28 protein-coding genes are annotated in these 26,238 nt (G+C 43.3%); 25 read left to right on the forward strand and 3 right to left on the reverse strand.

All coding sequences use genetic code 11. The annotated features are described in order from the left end of the window. The first annotated feature begins 93 nt into the window (after window positions 1-93). The 6 genes from NSQ09_RS13600 to NSQ09_RS13625 all read left to right on the forward strand — a co-directional run bounded on the left by NSQ09_RS13600 (window position 94) and on the right by NSQ09_RS13625 (window position 4,240). Window positions 94-570, forward strand: coding sequence for a flavodoxin (locus NSQ09_RS13600; RefSeq protein WP_128473868.1), 477 nt, complete (start codon window positions 94-96; stop codon window positions 568-570). After that, window positions 560-1,453, forward strand: coding sequence for a WD40/YVTN/BNR-like repeat-containing protein (locus NSQ09_RS13605; RefSeq protein ID WP_341031702.1), 894 nt, complete (start codon window positions 560-562; stop codon window positions 1,451-1,453). Before NSQ09_RS13600 ends, NSQ09_RS13605 begins: the two co-directional genes overlap by 11 nt. A gap of 15 nt (window positions 1,454-1,468) precedes the next feature. Next, window positions 1,469-1,924, forward strand: a complete 456-nt coding sequence (locus tag NSQ09_RS13610; protein WP_032721472.1) for a flavodoxin — start codon at window positions 1,469-1,471, stop codon at window positions 1,922-1,924. A 104-nt stretch (window positions 1,925-2,028) separates the two neighbouring features. Beyond that, the gene (dapD, locus tag NSQ09_RS13615) at window positions 2,029-2,739 is read left to right on the forward strand and encodes a 2,3,4,5-tetrahydropyridine-2,6-dicarboxylate N-acetyltransferase (protein ID WP_003218680.1); all 711 of its coding nucleotides are present in this window, start codon (window positions 2,029-2,031) and stop codon (window positions 2,737-2,739) included. Window positions 2,740-2,808: 69 nt separating this feature from the next. Then, window positions 2,809-3,933: an N-acetyldiaminopimelate deacetylase gene (locus NSQ09_RS13620; protein ID WP_305090476.1), complete on the forward strand. Its 1,125-nt coding sequence runs from the start codon at window positions 2,809-2,811 to the stop codon at window positions 3,931-3,933. Between the two features lie 61 nt (window positions 3,934-3,994). Then, entirely contained in the window at window positions 3,995-4,240 is a 246-nt protein-coding gene (locus NSQ09_RS13625) for a YkuS family protein (protein WP_003232382.1), read from the forward strand. Window positions 4,241-4,276: 36 nt separating this feature from the next. On the opposite strand, the gene mscT is transcribed toward NSQ09_RS13625, so the two are convergent. Further along, window positions 4,277-5,080, reverse strand: coding sequence for a small-conductance mechanosensitive channel protein MscT (gene mscT / locus NSQ09_RS13630; RefSeq protein ID WP_003244994.1), 804 nt, complete (start codon window positions 5,078-5,080; stop codon window positions 4,277-4,279). Between the two features lie 236 nt (window positions 5,081-5,316). On the opposite strand from mscT, the gene ahpA reads away from it, so the two are divergent. The 3 genes from ahpA (at window position 5,317) to rok (ending at window position 7,401) form a co-directional block, all read left to right on the forward strand. Further along, window positions 5,317-5,859, forward strand: a complete 543-nt coding sequence (ahpA, locus tag NSQ09_RS13635) for a biofilm-specific peroxidase AhpA (RefSeq protein WP_003245371.1) — start codon at window positions 5,317-5,319, stop codon at window positions 5,857-5,859. A 69-nt stretch (window positions 5,860-5,928) separates the two neighbouring features. After that, complete coding sequence (ykuV, locus tag NSQ09_RS13640; RefSeq protein ID WP_129137623.1) at window positions 5,929-6,375, forward strand: thiol-disulfide oxidoreductase YkuV; 447 nt, start codon at window positions 5,929-5,931, stop codon at window positions 6,373-6,375. Between the two features lie 441 nt (window positions 6,376-6,816). Continuing rightward, window positions 6,817-7,401 (forward strand): transcriptional regulator Rok, encoded by a 585-nt coding sequence (gene rok / locus NSQ09_RS13645; protein ID WP_014113628.1) that lies wholly within the window; start codon window positions 6,817-6,819, stop codon window positions 7,399-7,401. Between the two features lie 67 nt (window positions 7,402-7,468). Here the strand turns inward: rok and NSQ09_RS13650 are convergent. Both NSQ09_RS13650 and cse15 read right to left on the reverse strand, forming a co-directional pair. Continuing rightward, window positions 7,469-8,619, reverse strand: a protein-coding gene (locus tag NSQ09_RS13650) for an IS3 family transposase (RefSeq protein ID WP_087614160.1) whose coding sequence is annotated in 2 segments (ribosomal slippage) — window positions 7,469-8,346 and window positions 8,346-8,619 — 1,152 coding nt in all. Because the reading frame shifts where the segments join, the coding sequence is not laid out codon by codon here. A 112-nt stretch (window positions 8,620-8,731) separates the two neighbouring features. Next, the gene (gene cse15, locus NSQ09_RS13655; protein WP_144453922.1) at window positions 8,732-9,697 is read right to left on the reverse strand and encodes a spore protein Cse15; all 966 of its coding nucleotides are present in this window, start codon (window positions 9,695-9,697) and stop codon (window positions 8,732-8,734) included. Window positions 9,698-9,833: 136 nt separating this feature from the next. Here cse15 and NSQ09_RS13660 point away from each other — a divergent pair, with 136 nt between their 5' ends. The 16 genes from NSQ09_RS13660 (at window position 9,834) to sipT (ending at window position 26,214) form a co-directional block, all read left to right on the forward strand. Further along, window positions 9,834-10,433 carry a molybdenum cofactor guanylyltransferase gene (locus tag NSQ09_RS13660; RefSeq protein WP_144453920.1) on the forward strand — a complete coding sequence of 200 codons (600 nt, stop codon included), beginning with the start codon at window positions 9,834-9,836 and terminating at the stop codon, window positions 10,431-10,433. Window positions 10,434-10,483: 50 nt separating this feature from the next. Further along, window positions 10,484-11,503, forward strand: a complete 1,020-nt coding sequence (locus tag NSQ09_RS13665) for a molybdopterin-synthase adenylyltransferase MoeB (protein WP_144453918.1) — start codon at window positions 10,484-10,486, stop codon at window positions 11,501-11,503. A gap of 17 nt (window positions 11,504-11,520) precedes the next feature. After that, window positions 11,521-12,813, forward strand: coding sequence for a molybdopterin molybdotransferase MoeA (locus NSQ09_RS13670; RefSeq protein WP_129137625.1), 1,293 nt, complete (start codon window positions 11,521-11,523; stop codon window positions 12,811-12,813). Further along, window positions 12,774-13,295: a molybdopterin-guanine dinucleotide biosynthesis protein B gene (gene mobB, locus NSQ09_RS13675; protein WP_129137626.1), complete on the forward strand. Its 522-nt coding sequence runs from the start codon at window positions 12,774-12,776 to the stop codon at window positions 13,293-13,295. The genes NSQ09_RS13670 and mobB overlap by 40 nt, the downstream gene beginning before the upstream one ends. Then, complete coding sequence (locus tag NSQ09_RS13680; RefSeq protein ID WP_015715811.1) at window positions 13,295-13,768, forward strand: molybdenum cofactor biosynthesis protein MoaE; 474 nt, start codon at window positions 13,295-13,297, stop codon at window positions 13,766-13,768. Before mobB ends, NSQ09_RS13680 begins: the two co-directional genes overlap by 1 nt. Then, entirely contained in the window at window positions 13,761-13,994 is a 234-nt protein-coding gene (gene moaD / locus NSQ09_RS13685; RefSeq protein ID WP_003232366.1) for a molybdopterin converting factor subunit 1, read from the forward strand. Before NSQ09_RS13680 ends, moaD begins: the two co-directional genes overlap by 8 nt. Before the next feature lie 222 nt (window positions 13,995-14,216). Further along, entirely contained in the window at window positions 14,217-15,974 is a 1,758-nt protein-coding gene (locus NSQ09_RS13690; protein ID WP_341031715.1) for an ABC transporter ATP-binding protein, read from the forward strand. 11 nt (window positions 15,975-15,985) lie between these two features. Further along, window positions 15,986-17,800: an ABC transporter ATP-binding protein gene (locus NSQ09_RS13695; RefSeq protein ID WP_213384146.1), complete on the forward strand. Its 1,815-nt coding sequence runs from the start codon at window positions 15,986-15,988 to the stop codon at window positions 17,798-17,800. Between the two features lie 109 nt (window positions 17,801-17,909). Next, the gene (gene yknW, locus NSQ09_RS13700) at window positions 17,910-18,605 is read left to right on the forward strand and encodes a toxin SDP protection protein YknW (protein WP_088325792.1); all 696 of its coding nucleotides are present in this window, start codon (window positions 17,910-17,912) and stop codon (window positions 18,603-18,605) included. A 4-nt stretch (window positions 18,606-18,609) separates the two neighbouring features. Then, window positions 18,610-19,743 carry an efflux RND transporter periplasmic adaptor subunit gene (locus tag NSQ09_RS13705; RefSeq protein ID WP_015715815.1) on the forward strand — a complete coding sequence of 378 codons (1,134 nt, stop codon included), beginning with the start codon at window positions 18,610-18,612 and terminating at the stop codon, window positions 19,741-19,743. Further along, window positions 19,744-20,436 carry an ABC transporter ATP-binding protein YknY gene (gene yknY, locus NSQ09_RS13710; protein ID WP_121591756.1) on the forward strand — a complete coding sequence of 231 codons (693 nt, stop codon included), beginning with the start codon at window positions 19,744-19,746 and terminating at the stop codon, window positions 20,434-20,436. Then, on the forward strand, window positions 20,433-21,626 hold the full coding sequence (gene skiZ, locus NSQ09_RS13715) for a sporulation-delaying-protein transporter subunit SkiZ (protein ID WP_121591757.1): 1,194 nt from the start codon (window positions 20,433-20,435) through the stop codon (window positions 21,624-21,626). The genes yknY and skiZ overlap by 4 nt, the downstream gene beginning before the upstream one ends. A gap of 279 nt (window positions 21,627-21,905) precedes the next feature. After that, window positions 21,906-22,661, forward strand: a complete 756-nt coding sequence (locus NSQ09_RS13720; protein ID WP_014476685.1) for a DeoR/GlpR family DNA-binding transcription regulator — start codon at window positions 21,906-21,908, stop codon at window positions 22,659-22,661. Further along, on the forward strand, window positions 22,658-23,569 hold the full coding sequence (gene pfkB, locus NSQ09_RS13725) for a 1-phosphofructokinase (protein WP_341031726.1): 912 nt from the start codon (window positions 22,658-22,660) through the stop codon (window positions 23,567-23,569). The genes NSQ09_RS13720 and pfkB overlap by 4 nt, the downstream gene beginning before the upstream one ends. Window positions 23,570-23,583: 14 nt before the next feature. Beyond that, entirely contained in the window at window positions 23,584-25,488 is a 1,905-nt protein-coding gene (locus NSQ09_RS13730; protein ID WP_043857425.1) for a PTS fructose transporter subunit IIABC, read from the forward strand. A 144-nt stretch (window positions 25,489-25,632) separates the two neighbouring features. Continuing rightward, on the forward strand, window positions 25,633-26,214 hold the full coding sequence (sipT, locus tag NSQ09_RS13735; protein ID WP_017696820.1) for a signal peptidase I sipT: 582 nt from the start codon (window positions 25,633-25,635) through the stop codon (window positions 26,212-26,214). Window positions 26,215-26,238: the final 24 nt, after the last annotated feature.

Consider the following 26,238-nt stretch of genomic DNA (forward strand, 5'->3'; position numbering starts at 1 on the left):
TTTTTTTTATTTATCTGTTGACAATGAAAATCATTATCATTTAAAGTGATACATATGATATTGAAAATCATTATCAATTAATGGGGTGATAACATGGCTAAAGCCTTGATTACATATGCCAGCATGTCAGGAAATACAGAAGACATTGCCTTCATAATAAAAGATACGCTTCAGGAATATGAGTTGGATATCGATTGTGTCGAGATAGATGATGTGGATGTGCCTTGTTTAACCTCCTATGATTACGTACTGATTGGCACCTATACATGGGGGGACGGCGATTTGCCCTACGAAGCGGAGGATTTTTTCGAAGAGGTCAAACAGCTTCAGCTTAATGGTTTAAAAACAGCCTGCTTCGGGTCTGGCGATTATTCTTATCCAAAGTTTTGCGAAGCGGTGAATTTGTTCAATGCCATGCTGCAAGAGGCGGGAGCTGCTGTTTACCAGGAAACACTAAAAATTGAATTAGCGCCTGAAACAGATGAAGATGTGGAAAGCTGCCGAGCGTTTGCGAGAGGTTTTCTTGCATGGGCAGATTATATGAACAAGGAAAAAAGCCATGTTTCATAAAGGAGCAACTGCTGTTACGGCATCGGCGTTTTCTGGATATTTTGTGGCGGTACAAAGAGAAGGCATTTTTCATTATTCTTTGGAGCAGGGCTGGAGAAAGCTTTTTCGTTTGAAAAGTAAGATACACTGTATCAGCTACATAGGGCCTTACTTATTTGGCGTCGGTGAAAAGGGAACAGTCATTCGTTCGGCTGATGAAGGGAAAACCTGGACGATGTCGAGCTTTCCGACAAATGCAACAGTGTGGGCGATTACCGGCAGAAACAACGGGTTTGTCTGCGCCCACGGTAAGCATTGTATTTATGTATCGGATGATTTTGGTGTCTCATGGCGCGTAGCCAAACCTTTTGCCGAATTTCATAATCCCCCTGTTATCCGGTCGCTATGTCTTCACGGGGGCAATCTTTTTATTGGCACGCAAATACACGAATATTTTGGCGGCATTTGGGCTTACGACATTAAGCGTGACAATGTCCAAATTGTCAAAAAAGAAAAAAACCGGATGACGGCATCCATGCTCGTGTTCAATGAAAATTGGCTGGTGGCGGCGATGGGTTCTGTGAAAGGAAAGCACGGTGCTGTCACTGTACGGAATCTTTTGAATGGTGAAGAATTCATCATTCAATCCAGCATGATCAGAATAGAAGAATCATTTCTTGATCTTTCAGAGGATGATGGCATTATATATGTCACTACAACACAAGATGAAAATGGTTTTTCAAGAATTTACCAGACTGATCTCGAAGCCCGATCGTTAAAATGGTTCGATACCATTAAGGGGCATGGATGGAGAGTGGCCAATCAGAAAGAGAATTTCTTTTGCGCAGGCTTGTATGAATGTAAATTTGTCCAGCCGTACGAAGTTTCAGCAATGATTCATTAGAGGAGGAACAAGGAATTGGCGAAGATTTTGCTCGTTTATGCAACAATGTCAGGCAATACTGAAGCAATGGCAGATTTGATTGAAAAGGGGCTTCAGGAGGCGGAAGCAGAAGTAGACCGTTTCGAAGCAATGGATATTGATGATGCCCAGCTGTTTACCGATTATGACCATATCATAATGGGGACCTACACATGGGGAGACGGAGATCTGCCTGATGAATTTTTAGATCTGGCTGAAGACATGGATGAGATTGATTTTTCCGGCAAAACATGCGCTGTATTCGGTTCCGGTGATACAGCATATGAATTTTTCTGCGGAGCGGTTGATACGCTAGAGGCAAAAATAAAAGAACGCGGTGGAGACATTGTGCTGCCTTCGGTAAAAATCGAAAATAATCCAGAAGGTGAAGAAGAGGAAGAATTAATAAACTTCGGGAGACAATTCGCAAAGAAAAGCGGGTGCGCTGTCTGATCACTAACTGGGAACTGCTAAAACGGCTGTTCCTTTTTTTCTTGTCTTTGTATCTTTCCTTTGATACAGTAATGAGGTAGAAAATCAGGAGGAGGACTATACATATGAAAATGATGGACGCAAATGAAATTATTTCATTTATTCAAAATAGTACAAAATCTACACCTGTAAAGGTTTACGTGAAAGGTGAGCTGGAAGGAATCAATTTCGGCGAATCTGCGAAAGCTTTTATCAACGGAAACACTGGTGTCGTTTTCGGTGAGTGGAGCGAAATCCAAACAGCAATCGAAGAAAACCAAAGCAAAATCGAAGACTATGTGGTTGAAAATGACCGCCGCAATTCTGCGATCCCAATGCTTGATCTTAAAAACATCAAAGCGCGTATCGAACCGGGCGCGATCATCCGCGACCAAGTTGAAATTGGTGATAACGCAGTCATCATGATGGGTGCTTCTATTAATATCGGTTCAGTCATCGGCGAAGGCACAATGATTGATATGAACGTTGTGCTTGGCGGACGAGCTACTGTCGGAAAAAACTGCCATATCGGCGCGGGTTCTGTACTTGCGGGCGTTATTGAGCCGCCATCCGCTAAACCGGTTGTGATTGAAGACGACGTCGTAATCGGCGCAAATGCTGTTGTGCTTGAAGGCGTAACAGTAGGTAAAGGAGCTGTTGTTGCTGCGGGAGCGATCGTGGTAAACGACGTTGAGCCATACACTGTCGTTGCAGGCACACCAGCTAAAAAAATCAAAGACATTGATGAAAAAACAAAAGGCAAAACTGAAATCAAGCAGGAATTACGCCAGCTGTAAGGAAAAGTTTGATAAAAAAGGCGTGGATAATATATCCACGCCTTATTCGTATAGGCAGGAGGAATAGAAATGAAGAAAGAGGAGCTCATCGCAATTCGCAGAGATCTGCATCGTATACCGGAGCTTGGATTTCAGGAGTTCAAAACCCAGCAGTATTTATTAAATGTCTTGGAACAATATCCGCAAGACAGAATTGAAATTGAGAAATGGCGAACAGGGCTTTTTGTAAAAGTGAACGGGACGGCGCCGGAAAAAATGCTGGCGTACAGAGCGGATATCGATGCGCTTTCTATAGAAGAGCAAACCGGTCTTCCATTCGCATCAGAGCATCACGGCAACATGCACGCCTGCGGTCACGATTTGCATATGACGATTGCACTCGGCATTATTGATCATTTTGTTCACCACCCAGTCAAACATGATTTGCTTTTTCTGTTTCAGCCGGCAGAGGAAGGGCCTGGCGGTGCGGAACCAATGCTTGAGAGCGATGTATTAAAAAAGTGGCAGCCTGATTTCATCACTGCGCTTCATATTGCTCCAGAGCTTCCGGTAGGCACCATTGCGACAAAAAGCGGCCTTCTATTTGCGAATACATCAGAGCTAGTCATCGATCTGGAAGGCAAAGGGGGACATGCGGCATATCCGCATTTGGCTGAGGATATGGTTGTAGCAGCAAGTACACTTGTCACCCAGCTGCAAACGATTATCTCTAGAAACACAGATCCGCTAGACAGTGCTGTTATTACAGTTGGTACCATTACCGGAGGCTCGGCACAAAATATCATTGCGGAAACGGCCCACCTGGAAGGCACGATCCGCACGCTTTCTGAAGAATCGATGAAACAGGTAAAGGAACGGATTGAAGATGTGGTGAAAGGAATCGAAATCGGATTCCGCTGCAAAGGAAAAGTGACATATCCGTCTGTCTATCACCAAGTTTACAATACGAGCGGATTAACAGAAGAATTTATGTCTTTTGTTGCTGAACATCAACTGGCGACAGTAATTGAAGCAAAAGAAGCAATGACTGGGGAGGATTTTGGCTATATGCTGAAAAAATATCCCGGCTTCATGTTCTGGCTCGGCGCTGATTCTGAACATGGGCTTCATCACGCTAAGCTGAATCCCGATGAAAATGCGATAGAAACAGCGGTTCATGTCATGACAGGTTATTTTTCTTTTTATGCCAATTAAGTACAAATGAAAGAATAAAATTCCATAAAATGAGCACTCTAGTAAACGGAGGTGTTCAAAAATGGCTAAAAAAATTGGAATTGAACAATCGTTATCAGATGTAGAAGCTGCTTTAAAAGAAAAAGGATATGACGTTGTAATGATGAAAAGCCCTGCTGATGCTCAAGGCTGTGACTGCTGTGTCGTAACAGGTCTTGATAATAATGTGCAAGGGATAGCCGATACGGTAACACAAGCACCTGTCATTACAGCTTCCGGGATGACGGCTGAAGAAATTTGCAGCGAAGTTGAAAGCAGAATTCAGTAATATAAAAACCGAAGCAAAAAGCTTCGGTTCTTTTATTTATTCTGTTTCTTTAGGGAAAGCGCGGTCGAACGCGTTCTTTATTTCTTTTCTCAACACTCGTTCGACTCGCCACTGTTCCATATTTTCTGTTTTGGCAATGACCCTGATCACAATTTCAGAAGTCCCCAGTTCTTGAATCCCGATGACATTTGGGCCTTCTTTTATTTGCGGAAGAGCCGCTGCCGTCTCATCACAAACCTGCTGTAAAATATGAATCATTTCATCAATGTTTCTTTCAGCCGGCACTTTAATATCAACAAGAGCCTGCATGGTACCACGAGAATGATTACTCACGTTTGTGATGTTTCTGTTGGGGATGTAATGCAATGTTCCGTCAAAGCTGCGGATTTGAGTTGTTCTTAAGCCAACCTGCTCGACAATTCCGTCAAAGGTGGAAACGGTAATATAGTCTCCGACATCCAATTGTTTCTCAAGCAAAATAAAAAAACCTGTCACGATGTCACTGACAAGCCCTTGGGCGCCAAATCCGACAGCCAGGCCGACGATTCCTGCCCCCGCTAAAAGAGCGCTTGGATCATAATGAAACAAATCTAGAACCATGACGAAGAATATAAAAATCAAAGTATAAGCAAATATGTTAAGAGTCAGGCTTCGGAGCGTATGTGCACGTCCGATAGACAAGCTATTCTGCTCCTCGAATTTTGCAAACAGATGTTTAATGATTTTCATGCCTAATGATCGAACGATAAAATAGAGCAATATCATAATGGCAAGTTTAATGAGCAGAACACCGGCATTTGTAATCAGTCCCGCCCAATCATATTGTTTAATAAAGTCCATGTTGAGCTCCTTTTCTAATTGATTGCTGCACATTGAGGCTAGTTACCCTGTACATGACCATGTTAAACGTTTTATTCAAAAATGTCGAAGCCAAAGACATGCATGATTTGTTAAAAATTGACTCAGGAAATCTGCTTTTATATAATGGCATTGCAATATAACTAAAAATGGTTAACAACCCTTTATTTTCAAGTTATTTCGACTTTTAAGCCAAACAATAAATTGGAGGGATACATATGGCAGAACGTATGGTAGGTAAACAAGCTCCTCGTTTTGAAATGGAAGCAGTCCTTGCAAGCAAAGAATTCGGCAAAGTAAGTCTTGAGGAAAACATGAAAAACGACAAATGGACAGTGCTGTTCTTCTATCCAATGGATTTCACTTTTGTTTGTCCGACAGAAATTACAGCAATGTCCGACCGCTATGACGAGTTCGAAGATCTTGATGCAGAAGTCATCGGGGTTTCAACTGATACCATCCATACTCATTTAGCTTGGATCAATACAGACCGCAAAGAAAACGGTCTTGGCCAGCTGAAATACCCGCTTGCTGCTGATACAAACCATGAGGTATCCCGGGAATATGGCGTTTTAATCGAAGAAGAAGGTGTGGCTTTGCGCGGATTGTTTATTATTAATCCTGAAGGGGAGCTCCAATACCAAACTGTTTTCCATAACAACATTGGACGTGATGTTGATGAAACGCTTCGTGTTCTCCAGGCGCTGCAAACTGGCGGACTCTGTCCGGCTAACTGGAAACCAGGCCAAAAAACACTTTAATTCTTTCCAAGAACGAAAAGCGGTCTAGCATATTCGTTAGGCCTTTCTGTTAAATAGGAGGGAAAAGCAATGAAATTACGTCAGCCCATGCCGGAATTGACGGGAGAAAAAGCTTGGTTAAATGGTGAAGTGACGAGAGAGCAATTGATTGGGGAAAAGCCGACGCTTATTCATTTCTGGTCCATCAGCTGCCACTTGTGCAAAGAAGCGATGCCGCAAGTGAATGAATTTCGTGATAAATATAAAGATCAGCTGAATGTTGTAGCTGTGCATATGCCTCGTTCCGAAGATGATCTTGACCTTGGTAAAATTAAAGAAACAGCTGCTGAACACGATATCACCCAGCCGATTTTTGTTGACAGTGACCATACTTTAACCGATGCATTTGAAAATGAATATGTACCTGCATATTATGTGTTTGATAAAACAGGACAGCTCCGTCACTTCCAAGCCGGCGGGAGCGGTATGAAAATGCTTGAAAAACGTGTGAACCGCGTTCTGGCTGAAACGGAATAGGTATCTGACTAAATAGTATTTCCTAAAAACCTGATCACATCAGGTTTTTTATTTGTGCAAAAAGCAATGGAAGAAGAGTAAGAAGCTTATTTTTCCAAATTTAGGTATAGGAATTGATGGTTTGTTTGATTGATACGCTAGAAAACACAATTTTAGATAAATCTCATATCTCATAACTCGAAAATTGTAGATATTACACTAAATTTCTTTAAAGAAGTAAGTAAAATATATATTTTCAACATTATACCAAATAAACTAGAAAGCCCCTTAATCCCTTGAGAATAAAGAACTCTTTTGAAAAATAAAACATTTTCAGAAAATAAGGAATTTTTCATAGAGTAAATATAATAGTAAAATGCTAAAATAATAGTTGATAAAATTACTTTTGTAATCTAATATCTTAATTAAAGATGTTAATTTTGATAGGGGGTACATTGAGGAATGTTTAATGAAAGAGAAGCTTTGCGCTTGCGGTTAGAACAATTAAATGAAGCTGAAGTGAAAGTCATTCGTGAATATCAAATTGAACGTGATAAAATATACGCAAAATTAAGAGAGCTGGACAGAAATGGAAGCCCTTCCGAAATCAAAAAGGATTTCCGTTCTGAAAAAAAACCTGACTCTCTGCCGGTTCTCGCTGAGCTTGCGGCTCAGGAAATCAGAAGCTATCAGCCGCAATCACAGCAGCAGTCTGTTCAGCCTCAGCTTCAATCTATTTCCTCTCTTCCTGCCGGTATACCAGACGGAACAACACGAAGAAGAAGAGGAACGGCTAGACCGGGATCAAAAGCAGCTAAGCTGCGTGAAGCTGCTATTAAAACATTAAAACGCCACAACGCGGCGATTAAGAGCTCGGAGCTTCAAAAAGAGATTGAAAAAGAAAGCGGTCTTGAAATCCCTAATATGACAACGTTTATGCAAAGCTTAATTAAAATGTACCCGGAAGTGAAAAAACCATATCGCGGGCAGTACATTTTAGAGGGTGAAATCGAATCTGCAGAATCAGCTGAATCAGCTAATGAATAAATATAAAGAAAAACTGCTTGGCATCGGGGACTGACCCCCGTTTTTGAGACAGGGATCAAAACACCTTTTAAACAGCCAATTGCCGATAATTTATCGGTGATTGGTTGTTTAGTTTCGTTTGAATACGAATATTGTTATAATAATGAATGTATTCTATGACAGTGCGTTCTACGATGGCGGTCGTGGTTCGATCAATGCTGTTAAGATAGAACGTTTCAGACTTTAGTGAGGAATGAAACGATTCGATGGAGGCATTATCAGCGGGTGTCCCTTTGCGGGACATGCTCATGGTAATGCCTTTTGTTTTAACAGCTTTCTGATACTCGTAAGATGTATACACAGATCCTTGGTCACTATGTAACACGCAGTTCTCAGGCAGTGTTGGCAGTTGATCAAGTGTGTGTAAGACAAAGTCTGTGTCCTGCTTATCTCCAATCGTAAAAGCAATCACTTCTCCATTATATACATCCAATATACTGGAAAGGTACAATTGTTTCTGTCCATAAGGCAAATACGTGATGTCTGTTACTAGTTTTTCAAGAGGATGATCAGACTGAAAGTTCCGATCTAATATATTGTCGACCACGGCATATGGCTGCCCATTCTTCTTGCGCTTTTTCACCTTAACCCGGCACTGCCACTGATTTTTCTGCATAATACGCTGAACCGTTTTATGGTTAATACACATTCTCTTTTTTAATATAGCTGTGATTTTTCGATATCCATATCGATACTGGTGCTCTCGGCACAACGTGCCGATTTGTTTTTCTAAATGGCGCTTGGGATGATCTTTCTTCAGATTCTTCTTCCAACGATAATAAGACGAGCGAGAGATACCTAAATGAATACAGATATCCTGCACGGTCATTGTGCTGTGCAATTCTTCTACAAGTTCGACTGACGTTTGGCTATCAACTTCCTTTCCAATTCGTTGTACTTTTTTAACACTTCATTCTGTTGTCTCAGATATCGATTCTCTGCCTGCAGTTTCTCTAATTCGGAAGAATACTCCGGACCTTTTCCATAAGTGTATTGCTTACCAACAGGCTGTTCAAATCGATGTGTATCACCAGCCTTATACCATCTGACCCATGTCTTAATCTGCGTATTATTTTTGATATTCAACTCCTGCATGATCTCTTTCATAGGTACGCCTGCCAATCTCATTTCTACAGCCTTCTGTTTCACTTCAACCGGATAACTCACTCTTGTCCCCATAGAAAAAACACCTCCAAGTCTAATTTCGGATAACAATCATCCGTATTCAAACTTGAAGGTGTTTTTATTTGTCTCATCTTATGGGGTCAGTCCCATCGCTCAAGCAGTTTTTTTATTGAGGTTTTTTCTGTGAAGGTTTGTTTTCTTTTTCAAGATTAAGCTTATACACCCACTTTTGATAAGGCTTTTCTTCAGCGGCTCTGTTTTTCAGCTCTTCGATTGTATGGCTCTTGGCCTGGTCTGATGATTGGGCGCGGGCAAGCTGTTTTTGGAGCACATGTATCTGTTTGGTGACATCTTCAAGGATGGTCTCTACATGATATGGCTGCGTGTAGGCCGCTGGAGCTTCTTCTTCCGTTTTTTCTTTTTGTTTCGTGCCGCCATCAATATCGGCAAAATGAGAAGCAATCCAGGCATCGCTTTCATCAAGCTGCCGTTTATACGATATAATAGTTTCGTGAAATAATTTTTCTTTCGTTTTTTCTATGTCTAGCAGTCTTTCTTTCGTTTCTATGATTCGATCTTTCATATGATCAACTTCTATTTTAATATGTTTTAGCTGATATTCTTTTTCTACCATTTGCTCTTTTAGACGCCCGTTTTCGGCTTTTATCAATTCGGCTTGCTGTTTTGCCTTAAGCAGTGCATTTTGTTCTTGCTCAATTGAGGCTTGAAGTTCGCTGATCCGTTTATGAAGATTTTTATTTTCTTCTTCGATTTTGACTTTAGCAATATGAAGTTTATGTTTTTCTTCGATTTCGGCTCTGCGTTTATAGGTTTCAGCAGATAGAAGCTCCTGCAAAACAACGATTTTATCAAGCAGTTCAGCTCTTATTTGATGCAGGGTTTGGCTGGTGTGGGAGGCATGTTTTTCTTTTGTTGACATATGTGTTAATTCGGCAGACAGCTGCTGGAGTTTTTCTTTCATATTAGTATTTTCTTTGAGCAGTTTGTTATTTTTCTGATGAAAGTAGCTTGCTTCAAGTTCAGCAATCAGCTTATGGCACCTTGAAAGCTCGGATTTTAAATAAAGGTTCTCCTGAGACACGTCGTGGAAAAAAGGACCTGATCTTTTCATTCGAACCATCTCCCTCATGATGTTAACACTACAATATGCAAATACTGAACAGCTATTCCTCTTTAATAAACAGACAAGCAGTAGCGTTGAGCCTTTGCTTTTGCTATGCTTTTAACGAAACTAGAGGTGAGATGATATGAAGCATGTAAACGTACTGCTGGCAGGGGGAGCCTCACGGCGATTTGGAGAACCGAAGGCGTTTGTCAAATGGAAGGGAAGGATGCTTTACGAATGTGCTAAAGAGGCACTTGGAGAACAAACGGTTATCATCAGCCGTCCCGAATTTATTGATAGATTTCAAGAAAACGGTGAAAATGAAGTGTATCAAGATGCTGAGCCATTTCAAGGCATGGGGCCATTGGCTGGTATATATACCGCTTTTAAAAAGACAGACGGTGATCTTTATACTGTTCTTTCCTGTGACACACCGCTGATACAAAGAAGGACGGTGCTGGAGCTCAAACGTCTGATGACTGCCGGTGCTGACGCGGTAGTCCCAATTTCTGACGGACAAGTGCAGCCATTGATTGCGATTTACCACAAACGTATCATGCCAGTTCTATACGATCAGCTTTCTGAGAAGAGGTTGAGAATATCAGATTTATTAGGCAGAATTTCGGTTTGTTACGTACAGGCTGAAAATATCGGAGCAAACCCGGCAGAGTTTATCAACATTAATACACGTGATGATTTTAGCTGTTTGGAAGAAAAATCGAACTCCCTCAAGCGGGACTGACGGGGCAATAACATGATAAGATGACATAAAAGATAAGGAGAACAGGTTTGATGGAGGAACGTTATTCACGGCAAATCAGATTTAAGCAAATTGGGAAAGAGGGCCAGAAAAGACTGGCAGACAGCCATGTGCTGATTGTCGGAGCGGGAGCGCTCGGCACTGCAGGAGCTGAAGGGCTTTCGAGAGCGGGAGTCGGTACGATTACCATTATTGACCGTGACTATGTGGAGTGGAGCAATCTTCAAAGGCAGCAGCTTTATACAGAAAGCGATGCCAAACTCCGCATGCCGAAAGCCATGGCTGCCAAAGAGCATCTATCAGCGATTAACAGCGAGATACATATTGAGGCGTATGTTACCGAAGGAACAGCCGAAACGCTTGAGCCGCTGATTGAAAAAACAGATATCGTAATCGACGCGACAGATAATTTTGAAACCCGCATGCTGATAAACGATCTTGCCCAGAAAACAAAGACACCTTGGGTCTATGGCGCCTGTGTAAGCAGCCAGGGAATGTTCATGACTGTCATTCCCGGAGAAACCCCTTGTCTGTCTTGTTTGTTTGAGCAAATTCCTGTTGGCGGGGCGACGTGTGATACTGCCGGCATTATTCCGCCTGCTGTGCATATCGTTTCAGCATATCAGCAGGCTGAGGCATTAAAGCTGTTAACCGGCCAAATAGAAGCAATACAGCGGGGTTTTGTGACATTTGATGTCTGGAACAATTCGCATATGAAGATTAACGTTAATCATGTACGCCGTGAGGATTGCCCATCTTGCGGAGCAAATGCGGTATATCCTTATCTTCAGGATTGGAACACACCAAAAGCTGCTGTACTATGCGGCCGTGATACAGTGCAGGTAAGGTCAGAATCATTAAAAAGAATCCCGAAACAGGAACTCATTAAGCGGCTGAAAACAATCGGCAAGGTCGAGGCCAATGCGTTTTTGCTGCATATTTTTTACGAGGATTTCAGAATTGTCATTTTCAATGACGGACGGGCGCTGGTGCATGGAACAAATGATGTGAAAGAAGCCAACTCCGTGTTGGCAAGAGTGATTGGATTGTAACAACAGGAGGGGTCAGAATGCTGGAGAAAAGAACACCGATACCGGTAGACGAGGCAGTTCGGCGTGTCTGCCATTTTCAAAAACAAGGTGAAACAGAATGGGTGGCGCTTGAAGACAGCCTTCATCGGTTTTTAGCCGAAGATATAACTGCGGATCACCACGTCCCTGCGTTTGACCGTTCGCCATACGATGGTTTTGCTGTCAGAGCGTGCGATACGGCAGATGCATCACGTGAAAACCCAGTTCGGTTTGAAGTTATTGACCATATTGGAGCTGGGGCAGTATCTGAAAAAGAACTTGGCCCGTTTCAGGCTGTGCGGATTATGACTGGCGCGCAAATCCCTGAAGGGGCAGATGCAGTCGTCATGATTGAACTGACTCAAACCTTTGAGGAGAATGGGAAGTCATTTATGTCTTTAAAACGCCGCTTTCAGACGGGGGATAATATTTCAAAAACAGGTGAGGACGCTCAAAAAGGGAGTGTTTTACTGAGAAAGGGTACCCGGGTGACACCAGGAGTGACGGCTCTTTTGGCAACCTTCGGATACGCATCTGTGCCTGTCGTGAGAAAGCCTGTAGTCGGGATTATCGCAACCGGTACCGAATTGCTGAATGTCAGTGATCCGCTGGAACCGGGAAAAATCCGCAACAGCAATGCGAGTATGGTATATGCGCAAGCGATAGAAGCAGGCGCAACACCGCTTTATTTAGGGAAAATCTCTGATGAACTGGATAAAAGCTTTGATGCAATTAAAGAAGCGATGAAAAAGGTGGATTTCCTGATCACAACGGGCGGTGTGTCAGTCGGTGACTTTGACTTTTTGCCTGCGATCTATGAAAAACTCGGAGCGGACGTGCTGTTTAATAAAGTTGCCATGCGCCCGGGCAGCGTGACAACGGTGGCGCATGCAAACGATATGCTGCTGTTTGGCCTTTCAGGTAATCCGTCAGCATGCTATGTTGGTTTTGAACTGTTTGTCAAACCGATAATCCAGACATGGCTGCACAATGAAACACCGCATTCGATTTGTGCGGAAGCTGTTTTGACCAAGGATTTTCCGAAGCCGAACCCATTTACCCGATTTGTTCGTGCGCTCGTGCAACATCAGGAAGGGAAGCTGTTGGCGACACCCGTCGGATTAGATAAGTCGAGCTCCGTCACATCACTTGCAGATGCCAATGCATTTATTATCCTGCCGGGCGGCACGCGAGGCTACGAAACTGGCAGAACGGTTCAAGTGCTGCTCATCAGAGAAGAGAATGGAAGTGAATGGCCTTGGTCCGTCCTTTCCCGATCGTCCAAGTTGTAGGATTTCAAAACAGCGGGAAAACAACGTTTATTGAGCGCATTCTTGAAAAAGCCTCTGAACAGGGAGTCCATTTGGGCTGCCTGAAGCATCATGGTCACGGCGGTGAACCGCAAACGCTCACGGAAGGAAAAGACACGGACCGTTACAAGGCGGCAGGTGCTGATGTAACAGCGGTAGAAGGTGCTGGTGTGTTACAGCTGACTGTCCGCCGCAATTGGGATTTGGCACGGCTGGTCGAGTTATACCAATTTCTCGAAACAGACTGTCTTCTGATTGAAGGCTTTAAAAAAGCCCCTTATCCTAAAGTGGTTATCCTAAGTGAAAAGGAAGATCTGGAAGCGCTGCAAGCAGTAAATATAATCGCCATCATCTATAGAAAAAAAGAGCATATGACAGAGCATCAGGGATTACCCGTTTTTCATGCGGATGATCCGGTTGCCGTGGATTTTGTGCTTTCACAGCTGAAGGGGGAATCTGCATAATGGAACGGTTTGAGATTACGAAAACACCCATTAATACTGAAGACATCATTAAAAAAGTGGAGAAACGGGAAGCAGGAGCCATTACGACATTTATTGGTACGGTTCGGGAATGGACAAACGGAAAAAGAACGGTTCGGCTTGAATATGAGGCATATGAACCGATGGCCGTGCAAATGCTTGCTCAAATCGGCGCTGAAATTGAAGAAAAATGGGAAGGTGCCTCAGCTGCGATCACGCACCGTATAGGTGTGCTCGATATCGGTGAAGCAGCGGTAGTGATTGCTGTATCTTCTCCCCATCGAAAAGCCGCATATGAAGCCAATGAGTATGCGATTGAACGCATTAAACAGATTGTGCCGATTTGGAAAAAAGAAATTTGGGAAGACGGTGAGCAATGGATCGGTGACCAGCTAGAAACAACAGCTTATCCGAACGGAAAACCAGACCTAAGCGAGGGAGAGCAGCATGATTAAAATTCTTTTATTTGCAGGACTGGCTGAACAGGCCGGTACACAAGCAATAGAAATAGATATGGAACAAGCAACCACAGATGAAATAAAAGCGAGTCTAAAAGAACAATACGGTCTTGAATCTATTGATACGGCTATGATTGCCGTTAACGAAAGCTATGTGAAAGAAAATACCTCTGTATCTTCAGGTGACACGGTAGCCATCATACCGCCGGTCAGCGGGGGATGAAAACCGGACGGCATTTCAGCCGTCCGGTTTTCTGTATTTCATTGGCATATCCCCAAGTATCCCCAGCATACAATGATTTTCTGTAAGCGTTTATTCTACATATGTTACTCCCTATAAAGTAAGAGACTCACTCCATAATTAGACTGAAATTTTGAAAAATAATAGAAATTTATTTCGGGTATCGATATAGTGAAGATGATAAATGTTGGAAAGGTGCTGGATATGGAGACATTTAAAAGATTAAAAATGTATTATTGGCCGTACAGAAAAGTGTTTATGTGGTCGCTTCTAGCCATGCTTTTGATGACTGCAATTACTGTCGTTTATCCGATTATCCTGCAAATTACGATTGATGAGATCGTACTGGGACGGCAGTATCAGCTTGCGGCGTGGGTCAGCTTAGGATTTATTGCGGTAATGGTTTTGAAAGGAATGGCTACCTTTTTTCATCAGTATTTAGGTGATATGTTCGGGATCAAATCCGTTTATCGGCTGAGAAATGGTCTGTATGAAAAACTGCAGCGGCTTTCTTTTTCTTACTATGATAACGCGAAAACAGGAGATTTGATGTCCAGGCTGACTGCTGATGTTGAAGGGCTTCGTTTTTTCTTATCATACGGTCTCGCTGAGCTCATTCGCTTCGGCCTGCTGGTAGCCATCAGCCTGTCGGTTATGTTTTACTATTCTGTTCCTCTCACGCTTGTGACAATAGCTGTTCTGCCATTTCTCGCGGTTGCGGTATACCGGTTTGACAAAAGAGTCCATCCCGCCTTCAGAGGCATCCGCAAATCGTTTGCGAAACTCAATACAAAAGTTCAGGAAAATATCAGCGGCATTAATACGGTTAAATCTCTTTCCAGGGAAGATTTTCAGATCAGCACTTTCAATAAAGCCAATGCAGAATACAGGGCGCAGTATTTACAAACATCATCCATTTGGTCTGCGTATTTCCCTTTAATGGAGTTCATTGGTAACATTTGTATTGTAGCTCTTCTCTCATACGGCGGTTACTTGGTTATGCAAAATCAGCTCAATCCCGGCGAGCTTGTTGCTTTCTTCAGCCTTGTCAATTATATGATGTGGCCCATTATGAACTTAGGTTTTGTCATCAATATGTTCTCTCAAGCAAAAGCGTCAGGGGAACGCCTGCTCGACATTCTGGAAAAAGAAGAAGACATTACAGATCATCCTCATGCTTTGCATAAACAAAAATTAACCGGAGATGTCCATTTCAAAAATGTTTCTCTTGCATACGGAAAAGAACAAACAAACGCGCTGTGCAATGTAAGCTTTGAGGCAAACAGCGGGAAGGTAATCGGACTGTTGGGCCCGACAGGTTCAGGCAAAAGCTCAGTGACACAGCTTCTCACCAGATTTTACAGTCCTGTTGGCGGAATGATTACCATTGATCACAAACCCATCACAGATTATTCGTTAAAAACCCTTCGCTCCAATATCGGGGTCGTACTTCAAGAATCCTTCCTGTTTTCATCTACGATTAGATCAAATATTTCGTATGGGCGGCCGGATGCCTCAATGGAAGACGTCATCGAAGCGGCAAAAAGGGCGCAGGCTCATAACTTTATTATGGAGCTTCCTGATGGGTATGACACCATGCTGGGAGAGAGGGGAATGGGGCTTTCCGGCGGACAGAAACAGCGTATTGCCATTGCGAGAGCCATCTGCTTGAACCCGAGCATTTTGATATTGGATGATGCCACAAGTGCAGTAGATATGCAAACGGAGCACAGCATACAGCTTGCCTTAAAAGAAGTCATGAAAAACCGCACAACCTTTATCGTCGCTCACCGCATTTCTTCACTGAAACACGCCGATGAAATTCTCGTTTTTAATAAAGGACGCATTCGTGAAAGGGGAACACATCATGAGCTTCTTGAAAAAGGCAGCTACTATAAAAAGATTTACGATTTGCAATACCGTGATGTCAAAATGATTAATGAGCCGCATGAGGTCGGATAGGGAGGGGCCAAATGAAACAAGCGAAAAAACAGGGGATTTTAGAGCGTTTCTATTACTCTTCAGATGAAATCATTGAAAAGCCGTTTAACTGGGCTCAAATGTGGCGGCTGCTGAGCTATGTCAAACCATATCGAAAAACAATTTTGCCGCTTTCTTTTCTCACCGTATTAATTGGCACTGCTGTGAAGCTTGTGATCCCCATTTTGATCGGCGTTTATGTTCTTGATCAAGCGATTACAGGGAGAAACTCGGAGCTGCTGATTCAGCTCATTTTTATTATTAGCGGTTTATATGTCCTCAATTACGCCGCCAATGTGTTAAGAATCAGGTGGATGAATCAGCTTGGCCAGCATGTCATTTACGATTTGCGACAGCATTTATTTACCCATGTGCAGCGCTTATCCCATCGATTTTTTGATCAGCGGTCGGCGGGTTCGATCTTAGTCAGGATCATGAATGATATTAACTCTCTTCAGGAGCTTTTTACAAGCGGAGTCATCAATTTATTGACCGACTTGCTGCTCCTGGCCGGCGTGATTATCATTTTGTTTACGCTGAGCCCTGAGCTGACTATTGCCATCATGGTGACATTGCCGATTATGTTTTTTATTTCAACAAGTCTCAGAAAAAAAATACGCCGATCCTGGCAAACGGTACGGCTGAAGCAATCGAAGCTCAACTCTCATCTAAACGAAAGCATTCAAGGCATCCGGGTCACACAGGCATTTACGCAGGAAGAAGAAAACATGGCGTATTTTGACGGTGTCAATCAGGAGAACTACGAATCATGGCGGGAAGCAACTAGAAAAAATGCCATGTTCCGTCCACTGGTAGAAATGACGAATGCGATTGGGACGGCTGTTTTGATTTGGTATGGAGCCACACTCATCATGAATGAAACCATCACGATTGGCGTCTTCGTTTCTTTTGCTTTCTATCTGGGTATGTTTTGGGAACCAATTTCGAGACTGGGTCAGGTCTATAATCAGCTGTTAATGGGGATGGCATCATCAGAACGGATTTTTGAGTTTCTGGACGAACAGCCAAATGTCAAGGAGAAGCCGAATGCCATTCATAATGAAAAGATAAATGGGGAGATCAGTTTTGAAGAGGTTGAATTTTCGTATGATGAAAAACGAAAAGCCCTTCACGCCGTTTCTTTCTCTATTCCGGCGGGCTCGACGCTTGCGCTTGTCGGGCATACAGGGAGCGGGAAGACGACGATTGCGAATTTAATCAGCCGTTTTTATGATGCGACCGGAGGCACCATTAAAATAGACGGTATACCGATTAAGGATCTTTCCCTTGCCAGTCTGCGCTCTCAAATCAGCATTGTCCTGCAAGATACATTTATTTTCTCTGGGACCATCATGGAAAATATTCGTTTTGGAAGGCCAAATGCTTCGGATGAAGAGGTGATGAAAGCGTCCCAAGCGGTCGGAGCGGATGAGTTTATTTCCGATTTAGCGGAAGGATACGCAACAGAGGTGGAGGAAAGAGGCAGCGTACTGTCTGCCGGTCAGCGTCAGCTTATTTCCTTTGCAAGAGCATTGCTCGCCGATCCGGCTATTATCATCCTTGACGAAGCAACGGCAAGCATTGATACAGAGACAGAAGTAAAAATTCAGCAAGCGTTAAAAACGCTTCTGAAAGGGCGTACAGCAGTGATGATCGCTCACAGATTGTCTACGATCCGCGACGCCGACCGCATCATTGTTCTTGATCACGGCAGGAAAATAGAAGAAGGGAACCATGAGCAGCTGCTCGCTAAAGGAGGCATTTATGCCGGGCTTGTGAAAGCGCAATACAGCACAGCGATAGAATAATATGAAAAGCCTTCAATATTGAAGGCTTTTGGAAATTTATTAAAAAAACATGAAACTTTTTGATATCCTTCCCGTACTATTTGTTAGATATTCTCAAGGAGGTTTTGAAATGGAAACGAATGTAGAAAAAAACAGCGGAACGGCGACTGAAAAGCCTTCACTTTTAGGAGTAATCACAAGTCCGTCCGTTCAATTTGAAAGAATAAGAGAAAGGCCGGCTGTGTGGGGACCGCTTTTGATTGTTGCAGCAATTATCATCGTCGGTGCCGTGCTGCAATCACTCGGTACGGATTATAGTGAGCTTTTGAAAAGCCAGGATACGCAAGGGCTATCTGCTGAACAAATGGAAACTGTCGCAACAATAACCAAATTTGGCGGAATGGCAGGCGCTATTATTGGCGGTATCGCAGCATTATTTATTGCCCCTCTTATTTATTGGCTCTGTGTAAAAGTATCAGGCGGTGTTACGACATATAAAAAAATGCTTTCTCTCGGTCTGTTTGTCTCTTTAATTAGCAGTCTCGGATTATTGGTTAATGGAATCGTTGCTTTTACGACTGACGTGAATCCTCTTTACAGCACGACGTCACTGGCAGGGATTATCCCATCTGACGGGGCTCTTGCCAGTGTGTTAAATACCTTTGAAATTTTCAGCATCTGGAGCTTTGTATTATTAGCAATCGGACTTCACAAAACGGGAGGCATCTCAAAAAAAGCCGGGTGGATTTCAGCAATCATTCTATTCGGAATTTTAGTTGTATTTTCGCTCTTTTCAGGTTTAATCAATTCTGTGGCGGGTGCATAGGCTCATGAAAAAAGTCTGGATCGGAATTGGAATCGCAGTTATAGTCGCTCTTTTTGTTGGAATCAATATATACCGGTCTGCCGCTCCGACAAGCGGCAGCGCCGGCAAGGAGATACAGACGGGGAGCGTTGAAGAAAATGAAATCTCATCAACGGTTATGGTTCCTGGCACGCTAAAATTTTCAAATGAACAGTATGTTTTTTATGAAGCGGATAAAGGGACATTAGAAGACATTAAAGTAAAGGAAGGTGATAAAGTTAAAAAGGGCACACCTTTAGTCACCTATACAAATGAGCAGCTGAGCCTGGAAAAAGAACAGAACCAGTTAACGTCTGAATCCAACCGGCTTCAAATTGACCAAATTCAAGAAAAGTTAAAAGCCTTGGACAGCAAAGAAAGAGAACTGGAAAAACAGGTAGGAAAGAAAGAAGCAGAAAAACAAATCGAATCTGAACGGACAGAGCTTCAAATGCAGAAAAAAACAGCGGAGATCGAATTAAAACAAACCGAGCTTCAGCGGCAGTCACTTGCCAACCGGGTGTCAGATTTAGAAGTGAAAAGCGAAATTGAAGGCACCGTTATTTCTGTCAACCAAGAAGCGGCATCCAAAAAGTCAGATATTCAAGAGCCTGTCATACATATCGGCAACCCAAAAGACCTTGTCGTCTCAGGGAAATTGTCTGAATACGATACATTGAAAGTCAAAAAAGGCCAGAAGGTCACACTCACTTCAGATGTAATACAGGGTAAAACATGGAAAGGCACGGTTTCCGCAGTCGGGCTGGTTCCGGATCAGCAGGAGAGCGCTGCGGCACAAGGAACAGAACAGGCGGTCCAATACCCGCTTCAAGTGAAAATAAAAGGAAATCTTCCAGAAGGAAAGCCAGGCTTTAAATTTATCATGAATATTGAAACAGATAAGCGGAAAGCAAATACGCTTCCTTCAAAGGCAGTCAAAAAAGAAGATGACCAATATTATGTGTATACAGTAAAAGACGGAAAAGCAAAGCGAGTTGATGTCAAAATCGGCGAAGTGACAGATGACCTGACAGAAATTAAAGAAGGGCTTTCCCAAGATGATCAAGTCATTTTGAACCCATCTGATCAGGTGACTGACGGAATGGAAGTGAAATCCTAAATGATTCAGCTTTCTAATGTGCGAAAAAGCTACCAGATCGGAAAGGAAACGTTTGATGTTCTCCATTCTATTGATTTGGACATTCATCAAGGTCAATATGTCTCGATTATGGGGCCGTCAGGATCAGGAAAATCGACGATCATGAATATTATCGGCTGTCTTGATCGGCCGACTTCCGGTACATATAAATTGGACGGCGAAGACATTTCTTCATATAAAGATAAAGAACTGGCGGCAGTCCGTAACCGGTCCATCGGTTTTGTATTTCAGCAATTTCAGCTTCTTCCGCGGCTGAACGCAAAAAAAAATGTCGAGCTGCCGATGATTTATTCCGGGATAGGCAAAAAGGAACGTCAAGAGCGGGCTGAGAGGGCATTGGAAAAGGTCGGGTTAGCCGATCGAATGCTCCACATGCCCAACGAGCTGTCGGGCGGGCAGAAGCAGCGGGTCGCGATTGCGAGGGCGATTGTGAATGAGCCGAAATTGATTTTAGCTGATGAACCGACCGGCGCGCTGGATACGAAAACAAGCGAGGCGATTATGGATCAGTTTACAGCATTAAATGCCGAGGGAACGACAATCGTTCTGGTTACTCACGAGCCTGAAGTAGCAGATTGCACGAATCGGATCGTCATGGTGCGTGACGGAAACATTGTTCCTGCCAGCTCCGGGCAAAGGAGTGTGGGAGAATGAGCCTGTTGGAAAACATCAGAATGGCTCTAAGCTCTGTCCTTGCCCATAAAATGCGTTCGATCTTAACGATGCTCGGCATTATCATTGGTGTAGGCTCTGTCATTGTTGTCGTTGCGGTAGGACAGGGCGGCGAGCAAATGCTGAAGCAGTCGATCAGCGGCCCGGGAAATACTGTGGAGCTGTACTATATGCCTAGCGACGAGGAGCTTGCAAGCAACCCGAACGCCGCAGCTGAATCTACGTTTACAGAAAACGATATTAAAGGTTTAAAAGGAATAGAAGGCATTAAACAAGTCGTTGCTTCGACTTCTGAAAGTATGAAAGCGCGTTATCACGAAGAAGAAACCGATGCTACGGTCAACGGAATAAATGATGGATACATGAATGTCAATTCTTTAGAAATCGAAAGCGGCAGAACATTTACCGACAATGACTTTCTCGCGGGGAATAGAGCCGGAATCATCTCTCAAAAGATGGCTGAAGAACTGTTCGATAAAACCTCCCCTTTAGGTGAAGTTGTCTGGATAAACGGACAGCCCGTTGAAATTATCGGCGTGCTGAAAAAAGAAACAGGCTTGCTTTCTTTCGATTTAAGTCAAATGTATGTGCCATTTAATATGATGAAATCTTCTTTTGGCACAAGTGATTTCAGTAACGTATCATTGCAGGTCGAATCAGCAGACGACATAAAATCGGCTGGAAAAGAAGCGGCACAGCTGGTAAATGACAATCATGGTACAGAGGATTCGTATCAAGTGATGAACATGGAAGAGATTGCGGCCGGGATTGGCAAGGTAACGGCAATTATGACGACGATTATCGGCTCAATTGCAGGTATTTCTCTTTTGGTCGGCGGAATCGGTGTCATGAATATTATGCTCGTATCAGTCACAGAACGGACACGGGAAATTGGAATCAGAAAATCCCTCGGTGCGACGAGAGGACAGATTCTGACTCAGTTTTTAATTGAGTCAGTCGTATTGACGCTGATTGGCGGTCTGGTCGGGATTGGTATTGGATACGGAGGGGCCGCGCTTGTTTCAGCCATTGCGGGCTGGCCGTCACTCATATCCTGGCAGGTTGTATGCGGGGGCGTGCTGTTCAGTATGCTCATTGGTGTTATTTTCGGCATGCTTCCTGCAAATAAAGCTGCAAAGCTTGATCCTATTGAAGCGCTGCGTTATGAGTAGCCTCATGCAACATGCATGAGGTTTTTTTATGTTTAGTGATTTCTACTATGAATATAAAAGACTTTTTTCATTAAAATAAGAAGAAAATGTCGTACAATTGTCCTTATTTTTGTCGAATTTACAGTTTACAAACCCTATAGACATACGTTAATATGGAGAAACGTGAAAGATTTTGATAGTTATTGAATGAATTTGAATGATTTTAGTTGCCTAAACCGAAAATAGCGTTTACAATGAAATTGTATTCAAAATGAATACGTTTTCATTAGGAGGTGAAGCATGCTAACTCCTGAACGGCATCAATTGATTATTGATCAAATAGAAAAGCATGATGTGGTAAAGATTCAAGAGCTTATAAATCTGACTAATGCTTCTGAATCAACAATCAGAAGAGATTTATCGACCCTTGAAGAACGCGGTTTTTTAAAGCGCGTTCATGGTGGAGCGGCCAAGCTTTCTGATATCAGACTTGAACCCGATATGCTTGAAAAATCATCCAAAAACCTTCACGATAAATTGAAGATTGCTGAAAAAGCAGCTTCTCTTTTAGAAGAAGGGGATTGCATTTACCTTGATGCAGGCACGACGACATTGCACATGATTGATTTTATGGATAAAACCAAAGATATTGTCGTTGTCACAAACGGGGTAATGCATATCGATGCATTAATAAGGAAAGAAATTTCTTTTTATCTGCTTGGAGGATACGTAAAGCACAGAACGGGCGCGATTATTGGAGGCGCTTCATTGATTGCCATGGACCAGTACAGATTTGACAAGAGTTTTCTGGGGACAAACGGTGTCCATACAGAGGCTGGATTTACAACGCCGGACCCTGATGAGGCCCTTTTAAAACAGAAAGCGATCAAACAGGCAAAACACGCTTACGTCTTAGCAGACCCTTCGAAGTTCGGAGAAATTTCATTTTCGGCATTCGCCGGAATAGGCGACGCAACAATCATTACGACTGACGCTGAAGAGCTTACATTCGATAATTACCAAGAAAAAACTGTCGTAAAGGTAGTGAAACCATGATTTACACTGTAACACTTAATCCATCTGTCGATTATATAGTTCACGTTGAAGATTTTTCTGTAGGAGGCCTGAACCGTTCTTCGTATGATACCAAGTATCCAGGGGGCAAAGGCATCAACGTATCGAGACTGCTGAAAAGACACCATGTGGCGTCTAAAGCGCTCGGATTCGTCGGCGGATTTACCGGAGAATATATCAAAACATTTTTACGGGAAGAAAACCTGGAAACAGCTTTTTCTGAAGTAAAAGGGGATACCCGTATCAATGTAAAGCTGAAAACTGGTGATGAAACTGAAATTAACGGGCAGGGACCGACAATTTCGGATGAAGATTTCAAAGCCTTTTTAGAACAGTTCCAATCTTTGCAAGAGGGAGATATCGTCGTTCTTGCAGGAAGCATTCCATCTTCACTCCCTCACGATACTTATGAAAAGATCGCAGAGGCCTGCAAACAGCAGAACGCACGAGTTGTTCTGGATATCTCAGGCGAGGCTCTTTTGAAAGCTACAGAAATGAAACCATTTTTGATGAAGCCAAATCATCATGAGCTTGGAGAAATGTTCGACACGACCATTACATCTGTTGAGGAAGCCGTTCCTTATGGGAAAAAGCTTGTAGAACAAGGCGCTGAACATGTAATCGTATCAATGGCCGGAGACGGAGCGCTTCTGTTTACGAACGAAGCTGTTTATTTTGCTAACGTGCCAAAGGGGAAATTGGTAAACTCAGTCGGAGCAGGGGATTCCGTTGTTGCAGGTTTCCTTGCCGGAATTTCCAAACAGCTGCCGCTTGAAGAAGCATTCCGCTTAGGAGTTACTTCAGGCAGTGCTACCGCGTTCTCTGAAGAACTTGGAACGGAAGAATTTGTCCAGCAGCTTCTTCCTGAAGTTAAGGTCACACGTCTATAGAGGAGGAAACACAAGTGAAAATAACTGAGCTTTTAACGAAGCATACGATAAAGCTTAATATTGAGAGCAAAGAAAAAGAAAATGTTATTGACGAAATGGTCACTGTTCTTGATAAGGCTGGAAAGTTAAATGACCGACAAGCCTATAAAGAAGCCATTTTAAATCGCGAAAGCCAAAGCTCCACGGGTATCGGTGAAGGAATCGCTATCCCCCATGCGAAAACGGCAAGCGTTATCAACCCGGCGATCGCGTTCGGACGTTCAAAAGACGGCGTCGATTATGAATCACTAGACGGCCAGCCGGCTCACTTAGTGTTCATGATCGCGGCGACTGAAGGCGCAAACAACACTCACCTTGAAGCATTGTCAAGACTTTCAACGCTGTTAATGCGTGAAGAAATCCGTAAGCAGCTCCTTGAAGCTGAGTCTGAAGATGCCATCATCGACATTATTAATCAGCACGATAAAGATGATGACGAAGAGGAAGAAGAAGAAGCGGCACCAGCACCTGCCGGAAAAGGAAAAATTTTAGCGGTTACTGCATGTCCGACAGGTATTGCCCATACATTCATGGCTGCGGATGCCCTTAAAGAAAAAGCGAAAGAGCTTGGTGTGGAAATTAAGGTCGAAACAAATGGGTCAAGCGGCATTAAGCACAAGCTCACTGCCCAAGAAATCGAAGATGCACCTGCAATCATTGTCGCAGCGGACAAGCAGGTTGAAATGGAACGTTTTAAAGGCAAGCGCGTACTTCAAGTTCCTGTAACGGCGGGTATCAGACGTCCGCAAGAGCTTATCGAAAAAGCGATGAATCAAGATGCGCCGATTTATCAAGGCAGCGGCGGCGGTTCAGCAGCTTCAAACGACGATGAAGAAGCGAGAGGCAAGTCTGGAAGCGGTATCGGAAACGCGTTTTATAAGCACCTGATGAGCGGTGTCAGCAACATGCTTCCGTTCGTAGTCGGCGGCGGTATTCTCGTTGCGATTTCATTCTTCTGGGGAATTCACTCTGCTGATCCGAATGATCCTAGCTACAACACGTTTGCAGCAGCATTAAACTTTATCGGCGGCGACAATGCATTAAAACTGATTGTTGCAGTTCTGGCCGGTTTCATTGCGATGAGTATTGCAGATCGTCCTGGTTTTGCGCCTGGTATGGTCGGCGGATTTATGGCTACTCAAGCGAATGCTGGATTCTTAGGCGGCTTAATTGCCGGATTCCTTGCCGGTTATGTTGTGATTTTACTGAAAAAAGTATTTACGTTTATCCCTCAGTCACTTGATGGATTAAAACCTGTTTTGATTTACCCGCTGTTCGGCATTTTTATCACTGGCGTATTAATGCAATTTGTCGTCAATACACCTGTAGCGGCATTTATGAATTTCTTAACAAACTGGCTTGAAAGCCTTGGTACTGGAAACCTTGTGTTAATGGGTATTATCTTGGGCGGCATGATGGCGATCGATATGGGCGGCCCGCTTAATAAAGCAGCCTTTACGTTCGGTATCGCCATGATCGATGCAGGCAACTATGCGCCTCATGCAGCAATCATGGCCGGCGGTATGGTTCCTCCGCTTGGTATCGCACTTGCAACAACCATTTTCAGAAACAAATTCACTCAGCGTGACCGTGAAGCTGGTATTACATGCTATTTCATGGGAGCTGCTTTCGTAACAGAGGGAGCGATCCCATTTGCTGCGGCTGATCCGCTTCGCGTCATACCAGCTGCTGTAGTCGGCGCAGCTGTTGCCGGCGGATTAACTGAATTCTTCCGAGTAACGCTTCCGGCGCCTCATGGAGGAGTATTCGTAGCTTTCATTACAAACCATCCGATGCTTTACCTTTTAAGTATCGTGATCGGTGCTGTCGTGATGGCAATTATCCTTGGTATCGTCAAAAAACCTGTTACAGAAAAATAAGAAAAAAAGCGTCCTTGGTTCGAAAGGACGCTTTTTCTTATCCGGCCGGCAGGGAGCGCGGTTAAGTTATGTATTTTATTCTTTTTTATGATAAAGTAAAAGAAGAGAAACAACTGACATAGCAATTGTCTAGGAGGAAACACTTTGACCGAGGAAAAAAATACGAATACTGAGAAAACGGCGAAGAAAAAAACCAATACGTACCTGGAATGGGGTAAAGCGATTGTCATCGCTGTTCTGCTGGCTCTCCTGATCCGTCACTTTTTGTTTGAACCGTATTTAGTTGAAGGTTCATCTATGTATCCCACATTACATGACGGAGAAAGGCTGTTTGTGAATAAAACAGTCAACTATATCGGCGAGCTGAAGCGCGGAGATATCGTTATTATCAACGGTGAAACTTCTAAAATCCATTATGTAAAAAGATTGATCGGAAAGCCTGGAGAAACCGTTCAAATGAAGGATGACACGCTTTATATAAACGGTAAAAAAGTAGCCGAGCCTTACTTGTCTAAAAACAAGAAGGAAGCAGAAAAACTTGGTGTCAGTCTGACAGGAGACTTTGGACCGGTTAAGGTTCCGAAAGGCAAATACTTTGTCATGGGAGATAACCGGCTGAATTCTATGGACAGCCGAAACGGGCTGGGACTGATCGAGGAAGATCGAATTGTCGGCACATCGAAGTTTGTCTTTTTCCCGTTTAACGAAATGCGTCAAACAAAATAAAAACGCCTTGCTGGCCTAGGGACA

It is taken from the genome of Bacillus sp. FSL W8-1202 (assembly GCF_038006165.1).
Taxonomy (GTDB): Bacteria; Bacillota; Bacilli; order Bacillales; family Bacillaceae; genus Bacillus; species Bacillus subtilis.

Bases quoted from the DNA above. Each gene is read 5' to 3' on its own strand.
- NSQ09_RS13600 (WP_128473868.1), top strand. From the start codon at position 94: ATGGCTAAAGCCTTGATTACATATGCCAGCATGTCAGGAAATACAGAA.
- NSQ09_RS13605 (WP_341031702.1), top strand. From the start codon at position 560: ATGTTTCATAAAGGAGCAACTGCTGTTACGGCATCGGCGTTTTCTGGA.
- dapD (WP_003218680.1), top strand. From the start codon at position 2,029: ATGAAAATGATGGACGCAAATGAAATTATTTCATTTATTCAAAATAGT.
- NSQ09_RS13620 (WP_305090476.1), top strand. From the start codon at position 2,809: ATGAAGAAAGAGGAGCTCATCGCAATTCGCAGAGATCTGCATCGTATA.
- NSQ09_RS13625 (WP_003232382.1), top strand. From the start codon at position 3,995: ATGGCTAAAAAAATTGGAATTGAACAATCGTTATCAGATGTAGAAGCT.
- mscT (WP_003244994.1), bottom strand. From the start codon at position 5,080: ATGGACTTTATTAAACAATATGATTGGGCGGGACTGATTACAAATGCC.
- ahpA (WP_003245371.1), top strand. From the start codon at position 5,317: ATGGCAGAACGTATGGTAGGTAAACAAGCTCCTCGTTTTGAAATGGAA.
- ykuV (WP_129137623.1), top strand. From the start codon at position 5,929: ATGAAATTACGTCAGCCCATGCCGGAATTGACGGGAGAAAAAGCTTGG.
- rok (WP_014113628.1), top strand. From the start codon at position 6,817: ATGTTTAATGAAAGAGAAGCTTTGCGCTTGCGGTTAGAACAATTAAAT.
- cse15 (WP_144453922.1), bottom strand. From the start codon at position 9,697: ATGAAAAGATCAGGTCCTTTTTTCCACGACGTGTCTCAGGAGAACCTT.
- NSQ09_RS13660 (WP_144453920.1), top strand. From the start codon at position 9,834: ATGAAGCATGTAAACGTACTGCTGGCAGGGGGAGCCTCACGGCGATTT.
- NSQ09_RS13665 (WP_144453918.1), top strand. From the start codon at position 10,484: ATGGAGGAACGTTATTCACGGCAAATCAGATTTAAGCAAATTGGGAAA.
- NSQ09_RS13670 (WP_129137625.1), top strand. From the start codon at position 11,521: ATGCTGGAGAAAAGAACACCGATACCGGTAGACGAGGCAGTTCGGCGT.
- mobB (WP_129137626.1), top strand. From the start codon at position 12,774: ATGGCCTTGGTCCGTCCTTTCCCGATCGTCCAAGTTGTAGGATTTCAA.
- NSQ09_RS13680 (WP_015715811.1), top strand. From the start codon at position 13,295: ATGGAACGGTTTGAGATTACGAAAACACCCATTAATACTGAAGACATC.
- moaD (WP_003232366.1), top strand. From the start codon at position 13,761: ATGATTAAAATTCTTTTATTTGCAGGACTGGCTGAACAGGCCGGTACA.
- NSQ09_RS13690 (WP_341031715.1), top strand. From the start codon at position 14,217: ATGGAGACATTTAAAAGATTAAAAATGTATTATTGGCCGTACAGAAAA.
- NSQ09_RS13695 (WP_213384146.1), top strand. From the start codon at position 15,986: ATGAAACAAGCGAAAAAACAGGGGATTTTAGAGCGTTTCTATTACTCT.
- yknW (WP_088325792.1), top strand. From the start codon at position 17,910: ATGGAAACGAATGTAGAAAAAAACAGCGGAACGGCGACTGAAAAGCCT.
- NSQ09_RS13705 (WP_015715815.1), top strand. From the start codon at position 18,610: ATGAAAAAAGTCTGGATCGGAATTGGAATCGCAGTTATAGTCGCTCTT.
- yknY (WP_121591756.1), top strand. From the start codon at position 19,744: ATGATTCAGCTTTCTAATGTGCGAAAAAGCTACCAGATCGGAAAGGAA.
- skiZ (WP_121591757.1), top strand. From the start codon at position 20,433: ATGAGCCTGTTGGAAAACATCAGAATGGCTCTAAGCTCTGTCCTTGCC.
- NSQ09_RS13720 (WP_014476685.1), top strand. From the start codon at position 21,906: ATGCTAACTCCTGAACGGCATCAATTGATTATTGATCAAATAGAAAAG.
- pfkB (WP_341031726.1), top strand. From the start codon at position 22,658: ATGATTTACACTGTAACACTTAATCCATCTGTCGATTATATAGTTCAC.